This is a genomic window from Polyangium fumosum (assembly GCF_005144585.1).
GTDB classification, from domain to species: Bacteria; Myxococcota_A; Polyangia; order Polyangiales; family Polyangiaceae; genus Polyangium; species Polyangium fumosum.
In genome coordinates this window covers 32,212-46,157 of the sequence record NZ_SSMQ01000009.1, presented here as the reverse complement: position 1 = coordinate 46,157, position 13,946 = coordinate 32,212, and the positions used below count along the sequence as shown (strand labels likewise).

At 69.4% G+C, this 13,946-nt stretch carries 9 protein-coding genes; 7 read left to right on the top strand and 2 right to left on the bottom strand.

Annotated features, from left to right (window positions below; genetic code table 11):
- Positions 1-108: 108 nt before the first annotated feature.
- Positions 109-1,845, bottom strand: coding sequence for a sensor histidine kinase (locus E8A74_RS10910; protein ID WP_232379493.1), 1,737 nt, complete (start codon positions 1,843-1,845; stop codon positions 109-111).
- A gap of 550 nt (positions 1,846-2,395) precedes the next feature.
- On the opposite strand from E8A74_RS10910, the gene E8A74_RS10905 reads away from it, so the two are divergent.
- The 3 genes from E8A74_RS10905 (at position 2,396) to E8A74_RS10895 (ending at position 6,289) form a co-directional block, all read left to right on the top strand.
- Positions 2,396-4,750 carry a methyl-accepting chemotaxis protein gene (locus E8A74_RS10905; RefSeq protein WP_232379492.1) on the top strand — a complete coding sequence of 785 codons (2,355 nt, stop codon included), beginning with the start codon at positions 2,396-2,398 and terminating at the stop codon, positions 4,748-4,750.
- A gap of 46 nt (positions 4,751-4,796) precedes the next feature.
- Complete coding sequence (locus E8A74_RS10900) at positions 4,797-5,765, top strand: FHA domain-containing protein (protein WP_136928899.1); 969 nt, start codon at positions 4,797-4,799, stop codon at positions 5,763-5,765.
- A 62-nt stretch (positions 5,766-5,827) separates the two neighbouring features.
- Positions 5,828-6,289 carry a 1,2-dihydroxy-3-keto-5-methylthiopentene dioxygenase gene (locus tag E8A74_RS10895; protein ID WP_136928898.1) on the top strand — a complete coding sequence of 154 codons (462 nt, stop codon included), beginning with the start codon at positions 5,828-5,830 and terminating at the stop codon, positions 6,287-6,289.
- Here the strand turns inward: E8A74_RS10895 and rnr are convergent.
- On the bottom strand, positions 6,286-8,628 hold the full coding sequence (gene rnr, locus E8A74_RS10890) for a ribonuclease R (protein WP_232379491.1): 2,343 nt from the start codon (positions 8,626-8,628) through the stop codon (positions 6,286-6,288). The two genes, E8A74_RS10895 and rnr, sit on opposite strands and share 4 nt — an antisense overlap.
- A 178-nt stretch (positions 8,629-8,806) precedes the next feature.
- Here rnr and E8A74_RS10885 point away from each other — a divergent pair, with 178 nt between their 5' ends.
- The 4 genes from E8A74_RS10885 (at position 8,807) to E8A74_RS10870 (ending at position 13,941) form a co-directional block, all read left to right on the top strand.
- Positions 8,807-9,976, top strand: a complete 1,170-nt coding sequence (locus E8A74_RS10885) for a vitamin K epoxide reductase family protein (protein ID WP_170229039.1) — start codon at positions 8,807-8,809, stop codon at positions 9,974-9,976.
- Between the two features lie 60 nt (positions 9,977-10,036).
- A complete protein-coding gene (gene add, locus E8A74_RS10880; RefSeq protein ID WP_136928896.1) occupies positions 10,037-11,269 on the top strand; it encodes an adenosine deaminase in 1,233 nt (410 codons plus the stop codon).
- A 10-nt stretch (positions 11,270-11,279) separates the two neighbouring features.
- A complete protein-coding gene (locus E8A74_RS10875; RefSeq protein ID WP_232379490.1) occupies positions 11,280-12,944 on the top strand; it encodes a sensor histidine kinase in 1,665 nt (554 codons plus the stop codon).
- A 355-nt stretch (positions 12,945-13,299) separates the two neighbouring features.
- On the top strand, positions 13,300-13,941 hold the full coding sequence (locus E8A74_RS10870) for a hypothetical protein (RefSeq protein WP_136928895.1): 642 nt from the start codon (positions 13,300-13,302) through the stop codon (positions 13,939-13,941).
- The last annotated feature ends 5 nt before the right edge of the window (positions 13,942-13,946 follow it).

The window sequence follows — 13,946 nt, the reverse complement described above, 5'->3', positions numbered from 1 at the left end:
TCGACGCTCGCCAGCGCCGAGGCCCCAGGGCGCCGAACGATTCGGCGCTCTGCGCGATCACGAAGCGAGCTTCGTCTCGGGGGGAATCGTCCGGGCTTGGCCCCGGTTCTAGGCGGCCTTGTCCGGCCCGCGGAGCGTGGTCTCGAGGGTCGGTGGTTTGTCGAGCAGCGGCGGACCCGACACGGGCAGCCAGACCTCGAAGACCGCGCCGCCCTTTTTCGCCTCGCGGTAGGCGATTTCTCCGCCGTGTTCGAACACGATCCGCTGGACGATCGCGAGGCCGAGGCCGGTCCCCTTCTCCTTGGTCGTCGCGTACGCCTCGAAGAGCCGCGGCACCATCTCCGCAGGTACGCCCGGGCCGTTGTCGCGCACGACGATGCGGACCTTGTTCTCCGCGAGCGGGCCGATCGTCACGAGCACACGCGGGTCGGGACGCACGGCGCTCGCTGCGTCGAGGCCGTTCTGGATCAGGTTCGTCAGCACCTGCACCATCTGATCACGGTCGGCCATCACCTTCGGGATCGGCTCGGACGAAAGCTCGACCCGCCGCGTCCCCGTGCGCTCGACGCCTTCGCCCGCAGAGACGTGCAGCGTGACCACGCCCTTCGCCACGGAGACGAGATCGAGCGGCGCAGGGTTCGGCGGGGGCAGACGCGCGAAGCGGGTGAACTCGGTGACGATGTTCGCGATCCGGTGGACCTCTTGCAGTACCGTGACCGTCGCCTCCTCGAAGTACTCGTCGAACGCGGGATCTTCGCGGGCGCGGAGCCTGCGCAGCGTCTCGACGGCGGCGCGGATCGGGGCAAGCGGGTTCTTGATCTCGTGCGCGATCTGCCGCGCGACCTCGCGCTGCGCGGCGATCCTCTCCGTCGCGGCGAGGCGCCTGCGGATCGCGGCGAGCTCGGCGATCGTGTGGTTCCAGGCGTCGGCGAGGTCGGTGAGCTCGCGGCCCCCGCGCCCCTTCACGGTGCGCGGCGCGCCGGCCACGACCTCGCGTGTCTCGCGGGCGAGCTCGACGAGCGGGCGCGAGAGGCTCCGCGCGAGGACGAACGCGATGGCGAGGCCGAGCACGAGCGCGACGGAGCCGGCGAAGAGCATCGCGCGATCGAGCTTCGCGAGCGCGCCGTGGAGCTTGTCGCGCGTGGCGATGGCCACGACGCGCAGGCCCGGGACCTCGACGACGTCGATCGGCCGGACGACCGCGTCGCCCACCGTCTTCACGCGCTCGGGCCCTTCGACGCGCAGCTCGACGCCGTGCGAGGCGCCGATGCGTTCGAGGATCTTGCCGACGCGGCGCGCACCGACCAGCCCGATCTCGACGCCGCCGCCCGAGCGCGCGCAGTGCACTTCGAGGGAAGCCTCGCCGCCCTTCGGATCGGGCCTGAGCCGCGGCGCGCCGCCCGTCGGGGATCGCAAGAGCTTCGCGAGATCGGGGGCCTTCGTGCCCGTGCGCGAGACGTCCGAGGCAGCCAGAATCAAGCCCTTGTCGGTGACGAGCACGAGGTCGTCGAGCCCGAGCGCGCGCGCTTGATCGGGGACGAAGTGCCGCATCGAGATCCGCGCGTCCGACTCGATCGCGGCCTCGTCGCCCCGCGCGCGTTCGAGCAGGAGGTGCGCTTTGTCCACGAACGTGTCGTGTGCGCAGAACGGCCCGAGCAACCCTTCGAGTTCGCGCGCCTCCCGCGCGAGCTCGCGACGCACGCCCATCGCGGCGGCCTCGATCCGGTCCTCGAAGTCGCTCTCGATGATCTGACGCGAGGCGTCGCGCAGCGACAGACCCACGAGCGCCGCGGCGAAAATGGCGACGAGGCCGAAGGCGAGGAGCAGCCGGGCAGCGAGGGTCACGGGCGAAGAAGCCTCAGAACGGCCCGCATCATAGGCGCAGCCGCGCTCCCGCGCTGCAACGTCCCTTGCGCGTGAGGCTTCATGCGGCAAAAAATTCTAGCCCCGCGCCGTAGGGTGCCCCGGGCCGCCGACGTCCACGGAGTTCGGGGTCCGACATCAGCGCAGGGAGGGCTCATCCATGAGGAGACTCGTCGGGTTGCTGCTTCTTTCCGGGATGCTTGTGGGGTGCGGCACGTTCATCGGATCGAACGACGGTGGCCCGACCCGCAGACCTCCGCATCGTCGCGGATACGACAAGCCCTTCGGGACCTCGCCGGACTACAGCACGCCGGCGAAAATCACCGAGGGGGCGGGGGATTCAAGGCGCAGGGGCGGCGAGGGGGCCGGCCATCGGGGCGGGTCCTAGGCCTCGATCGCGAGGAAATGATCCCTCTCCTTGCACCGGAGGCCCCGGCGCTCTTAACCTCGGCGAGCGTTCGCGTGTCGGCTCGCGCCTGCCCCTCGGCCGGAGCGTCGCCCGATCCGCGCCACCCGCAAGCCGCGTCAGACCATGAACTCAAGGCAGCTCGGCCCCCCCGCCGTCGTCCTCGTCGCCGCCGTCCTCTTCGGCATCGGAACGAAGTCTCTCCTCAAGGACTTCACGTCCGAGCTCTTCTACCTGATAGGCCTCGGCGCCGCGGTCGCGATGTTCGTCGCCAGCGCGTCGCAGGGCGCGAACGTCAAGCTCGGCGGGCTCGTCGACGCGCTGAAGGCCGCAGCCCGCGGCAAGAAGCCGGCGTTGCCCGAAGGCGTGACCGGAGAGCTCGCGGACGTCTACGAGGAGATCCAGCGTCTCTCGAAGAAGACCTCGGAGCTCAACGAAGAGGTCGCGAAGCTCGAACAGAACGCAGGCACGAGCAGCGTGAACGTCGACGAGGTGATCGAAGCCCTCGGTCGCGCCGCGTCCGGCGAGCGCGTGCGCGCTCCTGCAGGCGCGAAGCCCGACATGGCGCGCATCTACGCGGAGCTCTCGGGTGTCGCCGAGGTGGTCCGCGACGCGACGAAAGACGCGGACAAGAAGGTCCAGTTCGCCGAGGAGCGCGCGAACGTCGCCGAGCAGCGCGCCGGCAGCGCCGAGCAGCGGCTCCAGTCGCTCGAAGCGCGGATCTCGGCCGCCGAGCAGCGCGCGATCGCCGCGGAGCAAGGGCTCTCCGCCGCCGAGCAGCGCGCGCAGACCGCCGAGCAGCGCGAGACCCAGCGCAAGGGCGAGCTCGCCGAGACGCTGGCGAACGTCGAGGCCGACGTGATCGACGCGGTCCAGCGCGTCGCCGAGGGCGAGCGTGTCCGTCCCCCGCCCGGCGCGAAGCCGGAGGTGGCGCGCATCTTCATGGAGCTCTCCTCGATCGGCGAGCGCCTCACCCAGGCCGAGCAGCGCGAGCAGAAGCGCCGCGCCGAGCTCGCCGAAGCGATGCAGATCCTCGAAGGCGAGATCGTCACCGCGGTGCAACGCGCCGGCGAGGGCGAGCGTGTTCGCGCGCCCGTGGGCGCGAAGCCCGAGGTCGCGCGGATCTACATGGAGCTCGCGTCGATCGGCGAGCGCCTCAGCGGCTCGGAGCAACGCGAGCAGAAGCGGCGCGCGGAGCTCGGTGAGGCGCTCGGCGTCATCGACGAGTACCTGCCGCGGCTCGGTGATGGCCTCGGCACCGTGCTCTCCTCGGCCGAGCAGGCGACGGCGCACGCGCGCGACATCAACGCCTCGTTGTCGACCTTCTCGCAGTCGATCGAGATGCTCGCGACGAGCGCGGAAGAGTCCTCGTCGAGCATCCTCGAGATGACGGCGACGAGCGACGAGGTCGCGGAGAACGTCGGTGAACTCGCGGCGAGCGTGCGCGAGACGGTCTCCTCGATCGAGGAGATGGCCTACTCGATCCGCGAGGTCGCGAAGAACGTCGACGGCCTCTCGCTGACGGCCGAGGAGACGAGCTCCTCGATGAACCAGATGGACGTGTCCATCGACCAGGTTCAGTCGAACGCGAACGAGACGGCGCGTCTGTCCGAGGAGGTCGCCATGGACGCCGAGAAGGGCGCCGAGGCGATCCTGAAGACGATCAGCGAGATCTACCGCATCAAGGAGTCGAGCCAGGAGGCGGTGAGCGTCATCTCGAACCTCGGCTTCCGCATCGAGGCGATCGGCCAGATCCTCGCGGTCATCGACGACGTCGCCGAGCAGACGAACCTGCTCGCGCTGAACGCCGCGATCCTCTCGGCGCAGGCCGGCGAGCACGGAAAGGGCTTCGCCGTCGTCGCCGACGAGATCAAGGAGCTCGCCGATCGCGCGGGCGGCAGCACCAAGGAGATCGCGGACCTCATCAAGACGATCCAGGCCGAGTCGAAGAACGCGATCGCCGCCGTCGAGCGCGGCGCGCACAACGTCGACCGCGGCGTCGAGGTCTCGAACGAAGCCGAGCGCGCGCTGAAGAAGATCCTCGACAGCTCGCAGAAGAGCACGAACATGGTGCGCGCCATCGCGCGCGCCACGGTCGAGCAGGCCAAGGGCTCGAAGCAGGTCACCGACGCGATCGGCCGCATCGCCGAGACCGTGCAGCAGATCGCCGCGGCCACGGCCGAGCAGGCGCGCGGCTCGGAGCTCATCATGAAGAGCGCCGAGAAGATGCGCACGATCACGCAGCACGTGGAGCGTTCGAGCCAGGAGCAGGCCCGCGGGGGCCGGCAGATGACGAGCTCGATCGAGCAGATCTCCGCGATGGTGAACAACCTGAACGCGTCGCAGCGCAACCAGAACCGCGGCTTCGAGCAGCTCCTCGACGCCTCCAAGAAGATCGAGGAGGCGGCGCGCATTCAGGAGCAGACGATGCGCCAGCTCGGCAACGCCGTGGAGCGCGTGCGCCGGAGCATCGGCGCCTGAAGGCACGCGCGGCAGAGCCTCTCGCCGCGCGTTCGCCCGAGGTTTCATGGCAGTCACGATCACGGTGCGGGCATCGGCGACGGGCGACGATCTCGCGCTCACCTTCGATATGCCGCGCGTGTTCATCGGCCGCGGCGAAGGCTCCGATCTCCGCCTCCCCGACCCCAGCGTAAGCCTCCGTCACGCCTCGATCCGGCAACGCGGCCACGAGTACGTGATCGTCGACGAGGGCAGCACGAACGGCACGGCGCTCGGCTCCGTGCTCTTGCCGCCGCAATCGCCGCGTGTCCTCCGATCGGGAGAGCTCTTTCGTCTCGGCCGCGTGTGGCTCGAAGTGAAGATCGATCCGCTCGCGACCGCGCGCGCGACGCCAGCGACGACGAAGGCGCTGGCGCTCGACCTCGTCGCGCGTGGGCTCGCCGCGCAGGGCGAGGATGCGGGGCCGAAGCTCGTCGTCGTGTCGGGGCCCGATGAAGGCAAGACGCTCGCGCTCACGGACGCGGGCAGGCGGTACGTGCTCGGCCGCGCGCGGGAAGTAGACCTCCCGCTCGACGATCCCGACACCGCGTTCCGCCACGTGGAAGTGGGCCTCAAGGGCGAGCACCTGCTCGTGCGGGACCTCGGCTCGAAGGCCGCGCTCCTCGAAGGCGCGCCGCTCGGCCCGACCGACGTCACCTGGCGGTCCGGACAAACCCTCGCGATGGGCCGCAATGTCGTGGTGTTCGAGTATCCCGCGGCCGAGGCGCTCGCGGAGCTGTCGCGGTGCGCGGATGAGCCGATGCGGCCCGAAGACGCGCCCCCGCCGCCCATGGCGGAGGACGAGACGCCTTCCGCGGCCGCGGCGCCGGAGCCGACGCCCGTGGAGGACGATGCCTCGCGCCCGCTCCGGCCTCAGCGCTCGGCCACGCCGGCCCCCGAGTCTGGCTGGAGCCTCACCGATGGTGTGGTGTTTCTCTTTGCGGCCTTCGTCCTCGTCCTCAGCGTCGTCGGCTTCTTCTGGTTGATCCGGCGTTAGGTCCTTGACGCCGCGCCTCCGTCCGGGCGGGATGATTTGGGGGGGATCGTACGGAGGATGCGATGCGAGCGGTGTGGATGAGCCCGAGTGAGCGCGTTTGCAGCCCCGAGGAGCTGCGGGCCGAGGGGATCTTCGCCGAGGCATTCGATTCAGGATCGATGCAGCCGCTCCTCGAACGCATTCGGGCCGACCGTGGTTTTACCAAGCAGGACGACGTCCGGCTCAGCGTGGCGAACCCGCGCGACGAAGCGACGATCGCGCGTGAGATCGACGAGCATTTGCACCTCGGCGCCGAGGTGCGGCTTTTTCTCGAAGGCGAGGGCGTCTACGACGTGCGCGCGGCCGACGAGCGCTGGATGCGCATATGGGTGGGTCCGGGCGACGCGCTCGTGATCCCGGAGAAGCGTTATCACCGCTTCTTGCCGAGCGCGAACGTGTCGCTCCGCTACCTGCAACCGTACGCGGAGCGCGGGGGCCTCTCGCCGCTCTATCGCGCGTCGAGCGACGATACACGCGGCGGCTAACGCCGCGTCTTTTTCGACTTCGCGACCTTCTTCGTTTTCGTCTTTTTCGAGCCATCCGCGCCGCCGCGTGCGGCGCGACCTTTCGTCGACACCTTTTCCGCCTTGCCGCGGGCGCGTTTGTCCTGGCCGTTCGTCGACGCCGTGCGGCGGACCTTGCGCTTCGGCGGAGGCGCGCCTTCCTCTTCCACCGCGATCACGCGCCGGCCATAGATCGAGCGACGTAGCACGGCGACGTCCTCGATTTGCACGAGCATCGAGTCGCCGAGCTTGATCTGCTCGCCGCTGCGCGTGCCCGTCACGTAGAGGCCCGTCTCGTCGACCTCGTAGCCGTCGGGGCCGAGGGCGTCGAGGCGCACGAGCACGTCCACGAACGGGCTGTCGATCGCCACGAAGAGGCCCGTGCCCACGACGGCCGTCACCGTGCCTTCGTAGATATCGCCGATGTGCGCGCGCATGAAGAGCGCGCGGTAGAGGTCGACGACCTCGCGCTCGATGTCCATCGCGCGGCGCTCGCAGTCGGAGGCCGTCGACGCGGCGAGGCGCAGCTTTTCCTCGGCTTCGGCACTCGTGTCGATGCGCTCTTTCTGGAGCAGCGCGCGCATCGCCCGGTGCACGACGAGGTCCGGATAGCGGCGGATCGGCGAGGTGAAGTGCAGGTACGCCGTCGACGCGAGGCCGAAGTGGCCGCCGTTGCCCACGTCGTAGACCGCTTGTTTCATCGCGCGGAGCAGCAGCGAGTGCAGCACCTGCTTTTGCGGATGGTTCGCGATGCGCTTCAGGAACGTCGCGAGCTTCTTCGGATCCGAGGCGTCTTCGAGCTCGAAGCCCACGTCGAGCGTCTCGCACATCGTGACGAAGCGCTCGAGCCGCTCCGGGTTCGGCGGCGCGTGGACCCGGAAGATCGCCGGCGTGTTTCGCGTCACGAGCTCCCGCGCGACCGTCTCGTTCGCGAGGAGCATGAACTCCTCGATGAGCTCGTACGCCTTCTTCACGCCGGGATCGTGGGCGCGCTTCTCCACGTCGAGCGGCGCGCCCGTCTCCACGTCGAGCACGACCTTCGCCTCGGGCAGATCGAAGTCGAGCGCGCCGCGCCGCATGCGCCGCGCGCGGAGCTGCCGCGAGAGCTCCCACAGCACTTCGAGGTCGTCGCGCATCGCCTCGGCGTCGGGGTTCGCCACCGCGTGTTTCGCGAGCCCGAGCGCGCGCGCCACGGCCGGATACGTGAGGGCCGCGCGCGAACGCATGAAGCCTTCGAAGATCCGCGCGCCCAGCACGGTCCCCGTCGCGTCGAGGTCGATCTCCACGCACAAGCAGAGGCGCGTGACGTTCGGCACGAGCGAGCACAGGTTCGAGGAGAGCGCGCGCGGCAGCATCGGGATCGCCCGATCCGGCAGGTAGATCGAGTTGCCGCGCGCCATCGCGCCCGCGTCGAGCGCCGTCCCTGGACGCACGTAATGCGACACGTCCGCGATCGCGATCCATGCGCGGTACGAGCCGTCCTCCTTCCGCACGGCCCATACGGCGTCGTCGTGATCACGCGCGTCCTCCGGGTCGATCGTCGGCAGCGGCAGGTGCGTCAGATCCTCGCGGCCGGCGAGCGCCTCGTGCGGCACCTCGTCGCCGAAGCCCTCCGCCTCCGCGATCGCCTCGGCCGAATGCTCCTCCTCGATCGCCTCGCGCACGAGCACCTTGGCGACCTCCACGTTGGGATCGCCTGGCACGCCGAGCACGGCTTCGAGCACGCCCTCGGGATTCTCGTCGGGCATCTCCGGGAAGCGCGTGATCGTGGCGACGGCGGCGAGGCCGTCTTCGAGCTTCATGCGAGGCTCGGATTTGAGGACGATCGGGCCGCGCAGACGCGAGTCGTCGGGCTCGATCCACGCGCTCCGCCCGCGCTTGCGCAGGACGCCTGCGACGCGCGTCGTCTTGCGCTTCACCACGCGCACCACCGCGCCCTCGATGCCCCGGCGTGACGTCGTCACCACGCGGATCGCCACCGTGTCGCCGTGCAGCGCGCCGGCCATCGCCTCTTGCGGCACGAAGACGTCGTCGGGTAGGTCGAGCACCGTGACGAACCCGAAGCCGCGCGGGTTCACGTTCAGCGTCCCCTCGTGCTCTTTGCCGCGCCGCTCCTCGCGGGTGCGCGCGACAGCGAGGCGAAAGCGCTGGCCGGGCAAGGCGATGACGCTTCCGTCCCAGCACAGATCGTCGAGCACGCGTCGGAGCGGCTCGTAGGCGCCCTCCGTGAGCCCGAGCCGGCTGGCGATCTCGTGGATGTGCAGCGGGCGACTGTGCTCGGCGAGCACCTCGGCGATGGTTACGCGGCCGATCGACGTCATGGGTCGTGGTGCCCGGAGGCCGGACATTCCTTTCAACGCTTGGGGCTACGCTCGGACGGGCCGAGCTACGCCCCAAACCCCCTCCTGTTCGCGTTGGGGGCGCGCGCTGGGCGGTTTCCTAGCATGTCCCGAACCAAGCCGGCTGCGAAAGGACGGCGCTTGTGCAAAACATGAGCCGATGCGCACGTGGCCCGTCCTCTTGCTCCGTTTGCCCCTGCTCGTCGCGATCGCCGCTTCGGCCGCGCTCGTCGTCGAGTACACGAACGCGGGCGATCCCGCGTTCTGCGGCGTGACATCGGGCTGCTTCGCGGTGCGCATGTCCCCCTGGTCGCGCCTGTTCGGCCTCGCCCCGCTGCCGAGCCTCGGCCTCGCGGCGTACGCACTCCTCTTCGGCCTGACCCTCGTCGCTCGGCGCAAATCCCAGCACGTGCTCGTCGCTTCGCTCGCCGTGCCCGGCGGCCTCTTCGCGGCCTTCCTCCTGTGGCTGCAAAAGACCGAGATCGGCGCGTTTTGCGCCTGGTGCGTCGCGGTCGACCTCTCTGCGATCGTCATCGCGTTGACCTCCGTGTGGATCGCGATCCGCGCGTGGAAGGACGAAGGCAGCGTCCTCTTGCCGCAACGCAGGTCCGTCACGACCGCGTGGGTCACGGCCGCGATGCTCGCGGTGGTCGTGCCGTTCGTGTGGGGCCGGTATCCCGTCGAGCCGCCGCTGCCTGCGGTGATCCAGGCCGAGCAAGCCCCGGGCAAGGTCACGATCGTCGGGTTCACCGATTTCGAGTGCCCCTTCTGCCGGCGGATGCACCCCGTGCTGCACGGCGTCGCCGAGAAGTACGGCGACCGCGTGACGCTCGTGCGCAAGATGATGCCGCTCTCGGGCCACCCGGGCGCGGAGCCCGCGGCGCTCGTGTACCTCTGCGTGCCCGCGGCAAAACGCGAGGCCGTCGCCGATCAGCTCTACGCGGCCGAACCCGAGCAGCTCACGCGCGAGGCCCTCCCCAAGCTCATCGCTCCGACGGCGGGCCTCGAAGCCGACGCCCTCGCGAGCTGCATGAAGGCGCCGCAAACGATCGCCGATCTGGAACGGGACAAAAAGCTCTTCGAGGAGCTCGGTGGCCGTGGGCTACCGTTCACGTTCGTAGGGAAGCGCGTGGTGCTCGGGTACAACCCCGATCGCGTCGAGATGGCCATGACGCAGGAGCTCGGGGGCGCGCGCCTCTCGCTGCCGCTCTGGAGCATGTTCGTCGTGCTCGGGGCGGCGTTCTTGCTCGCGGCGCTCGTGACGCTGAGGACCTCGGTCGGCGACCTGGACGGAGACGCGCCGCGCAAGGAGCGCTCGCCGTCCGCTTGACGCTGGCCGGGCCGGGCGGATCGGCCTCCCCTTGCATCGCTGTCCGTGTAACACTTCACCATGGAGACAGATACAGCGACGGGCAGCGTAGGTACGCTGCCCCTCGAGTTCTTCCAGCAGCTCCCGAAGACGGACCTCCACGTCCATCTCGACGGCTCGCTGCGACTCGAGACGATCATCGACCTCGCCAAGAAACACGGCGTCGACATGCCGTCGTACGACCCGGCCGAGCTCCGGCGTGCGATGCGGCTCGGGCAAAACACGGGCTCGCTCGTCGAGTACCTGAAGGCGTTCGACGTCACGCTGCGCGTCCTGCAGACCGAGGAAGCGCTCTTCCGTGCCGCCTACGAGCTTGCCGAAGACGCGGCGCGCGAGAACGTCCGCTACATGGAGGTTCGTTACGCGCCGATGCTCCACACGCGGCTCGGGCTCAAGCTCACGAGCGTCGTCGAGGCGGTGCTCGCGGGCCTGCGCGCCGCGCATGACAACCTCGGCATCGAGAGCGCGGTCATCGTGTGCGGCATCCGCAACATCTCGCCGCACTCCTCGCTGGAGATGGCCGAGCTCGCGGTGGCCTACAAGAACCGCGGCGTCGTCGGCTTCGACCTCGCCGGCGCCGAGTACGACAACCCCGCCAAGCACCACAAGGCCGCCTTCCAGCTCGTCCGCGACAACAACATCAACTGCACGATCCACGCGGGCGAGGCGTACGGCCCCGAGTCGATCGCGCAGGCGATCCACGTCTGCGGCGCGCATCGCATCGGCCACGGCTGCCGCCTGCGCGAGAACGGCGACCTCCTGCATTACGTGAACGATCACCGCATCCCGCTCGAAGCCTGCCCGTCGTCGAACGTGCAGACCGGCGCGGTGCGTGATCTCGCGTCGCACCCGCTGAAGCTCTATTACAACCTCGGTTTGCGCGTCACGGTGAACACGGACAACCGGCTCGTGACGGACACGACGGTGTCGAACGAGCTCTGGCTCTGCCACACGAAGATGGGCATGTCGCTCCGGGACATCAAGACGATCCTCGTCTCGGGGTTCAAGAGCGCGTTCATGCCGTTCCACATCAAGCAGTCGTATCTGCGGCGCGTGACGGAGGAACTCGAGCGCTTCCAGCCGGACGGGCGCATCCTGCCGGCGCGCAAGCCCGACGCCTCGCGCCACGAGCAGGAGACGTGGCTGCCGCGCGGCGTGGTGCCGCCGGTCAGCTTCGACGTTGCCAAGCCGGCGTCGGACGTTTCGCCGGTGCACGCCGCCGTCGAGCGCGCCATCGAGGACGGAGCGAACTAGTATCGCGTCCGTGTCCGGCCCACCGAATCCTCCTCGCCCCGCTCCCCTCATCAAGACACGAAAGATCGAGCGCCGCGTCGTCCTCGCGGTGCTCGTGACCGCCGTCATCCCGCTCGTCGCCGCGCTGCTCATGGCGCGGGCGATGGTGGCCCGCGTCAGCGCGACCGCGTTTCAGCCGGAGTTCGGCGCGCACCTCGACCGGGCGCTCGGCGTGTATGCGGACCTCGCCAAGACGATCAAGCAAGGCATGCGGTACGAGGCCGACGCCATTGCGATGCGGCCGGAGCTTTCGCGCGTGGCGAAGGCGGGGGAAGGGGAGCGGGTCGCCGCGGAGCTCGCGCGTGAATTCGCGGCGCATCCTTCGCTCGTATCGCTCAAGATCGAGGATGCTTCGGGGACGGTCCTCGGCAAACACGAGCGGGAGCGGCCCGTGGATCCGGCCGCCGAGCGCACGTTGCTCGTGCGCAGGCCGCTCGGCGAGGCCTCCGAGGACGAGGGCCCTTTCCTCGTCGCCACGTTTGCTGCGCCAAACGCGCGGTTTGCCGAGATGGAATCCGCGCAGGAGTTCGTCCAGGCATATCATCAGATCGAACGACATCACCGCGAGGAGTACGTCGATCGGACGTACACGCGGGCGTTTGGCCTTTTGTTTGGTCTCTTGATCTTGCTCGCCGCGCTCGCCGGCATCGTGGTCGCGCGGCCGGTAACACGGCGGATCGCCGAGCTCGCGGCGGCGACGCGGCCCGTGGCAGCGGGTGATCTGACGGTGCGGGTCGCCGTGACGGGGGACGACGAGGTCGGCGACCTCGGGCGCGCGTTCAATCGAATGCTGGAGGAGCTCGACGAGAGCCGCGCTCGGGTCGAATTTCTGCGCCGTATGAGCGAATGGCAGAAGATGGCGCGGCACCTGGCGCACGAAATCAAGAATCCGCTCACGCCGATCCAGCTCGCCGTGCAGGAATGCCATCGCCGGTATGCCGGCGACGACCCCGATTACCGCCGCATCGTGCAGACCACGCTGGAGGTCGTCGAGGAGGAGGTGGGCACGCTCCGCCGCCTCGTCGGCGAGTTTTCGAGCTTCGCGCGGCTGCCGCGGGCGGACCTCGCGCCCGTCGACCTCGGCTCCTTCCTGCGCGAGCAACGCGACCATTTCTCGGCGCGGACGGAGGGGGGCAGGACCTCCGACGAGGAGGCGCTCCTCTCGAAGGTCGATCTCCGCTTCGACGTGCCCGAGGGCTCGATGCCCGCGGTCCTCGATCGGGAAATGCTCCACCGCGTGCTCACGAACGTCGTGCAGAATGCGGCGCAGGCGCTCCGGGATGCGCGCAAGCGCGCCGGCAAGAGCGAGGGCTCCTGGGGGCGGGTCGTGGTCGCGGCGCGGGCCGTGGGCGGCTCGTACGTCGTCGACGTGGACGACGACGGGCCGGGCATTTCGGCCGAGGTGCGCGACGTCCTCTTTGATCCTTACGTGACGACGAAGCGCGACGGCACGGGGCTCGGGCTCACCATCGTGAAGAAAATCGTCGTCGATCATGGAGGGACGATCGAGGCCACGACGTCGCCGCTCGGGGGCGCGCGCTTTCGAATCCGGCTGCCCCGCGCGGACAGCGCCGAGGCGCGTGCTGCGGTCGAGCGGTCCCTCGCTGCGGACGAGGAGGAGGCGCGGTCTTCTTGAGGCGGTGCGAAGCGTCGTGCACGACGGCGACACCCTGCGTGGCACGGCCGCTGCAATGGTCACCCGTTCATGGCGCCCTGGCTCCGTATCGTTCTTTGGGTGGTGGCGATCGTGGCCCCGGGTGGATTCGCGCTCTTGCCTTTCCTTGCGGGTGAACACGTCAAGCGAAGGCGCGACGAGCGGTCGCGCGCCCTTGCTGCCTCTTCGGTCAAGGCTGGGCACTAGCGCGACATTCGACGGGGACGGCCTCCAAGCGAGCTCGACTTTTTGCCTCGTGGCTGCGGTCGAGCTGGGCGGGCCGAGCATCGGAGAAATGGGCGTCGGGCCATTGCTCATTGCTTGACGAAGAGGACCGATGAACAACGAGGCAGGGACGAAGACGCGTTCGCCGCTCCGCACGTTGCGCCTGGGCACGGTGACGGCGGCATCGGCCGAGACGGCGCAGCCCGTATCCGAGCGGTATGCGCCTCGCTCCGCGATGCGCCCGATGGCGCCGGATTATTTCTCGATTCCGCCCGAGCCCGCGGGCGTGGTGCATGTGCTCTCGACGGAGCCGCGCTCGGCCCCCGGGAGCCGGAGGCTCCGGACGCCGCTCGACGAGATGAACGAAATTCTCCGAAAGATGGAGATTCGCGAACTCGGGGATGTCCTCCTTCATGCGCAACGATTGCTCGCTTCGCGCGGCAAGGCGCCCGACCCGGACGTGATTTCCGCGATCCTCGCGGCGATGGGGCGGCTCTACGGGGCGTATCGCAATGCGCCCGGCGTGCCCATGCCGATTTTGCGCGGTGCGCTCTCGGACATCCCGCGCAAGCTGGTCGACGACGCGTTGCTCGAAGCCGAGGCGCGGCGTATGCTTCGGCTCGTCGTGGTCTCGCCGCTGACGCCCTTCGTCGAGCGGGCGGCGGGCATTCATGATCCGCGCCGCGGGCTCCTGTATTTCGTCTCGGCGCCGGACGGCACCCCGCGCGAGCCCGAGCCCATGCGGAGGCGTTGAATCAG

Coding starts and splice junctions, on each gene's coding strand:
- E8A74_RS10895 (WP_136928898.1), top strand. CDS start 5,828: ATGCGAGCGGTGTGGATGAGCCCGAGTGAGCGCGTTTGCAGCCCCGAG.
- E8A74_RS10870 (WP_136928895.1), top strand. CDS start 13,300: ATGAACAACGAGGCAGGGACGAAGACGCGTTCGCCGCTCCGCACGTTG.
- add (WP_136928896.1), top strand. CDS start 10,037: ATGGAGACAGATACAGCGACGGGCAGCGTAGGTACGCTGCCCCTCGAG.
- E8A74_RS10900 (WP_136928899.1), top strand. CDS start 4,797: ATGGCAGTCACGATCACGGTGCGGGCATCGGCGACGGGCGACGATCTC.
- E8A74_RS10885 (WP_170229039.1), top strand. CDS start 8,807: ATGCGCACGTGGCCCGTCCTCTTGCTCCGTTTGCCCCTGCTCGTCGCG.
- E8A74_RS10905 (WP_232379492.1), top strand. CDS start 2,396: ATGAACTCAAGGCAGCTCGGCCCCCCCGCCGTCGTCCTCGTCGCCGCC.
- rnr (WP_232379491.1), bottom strand. CDS start 8,628: ATGACGTCGATCGGCCGCGTAACCATCGCCGAGGTGCTCGCCGAGCAC.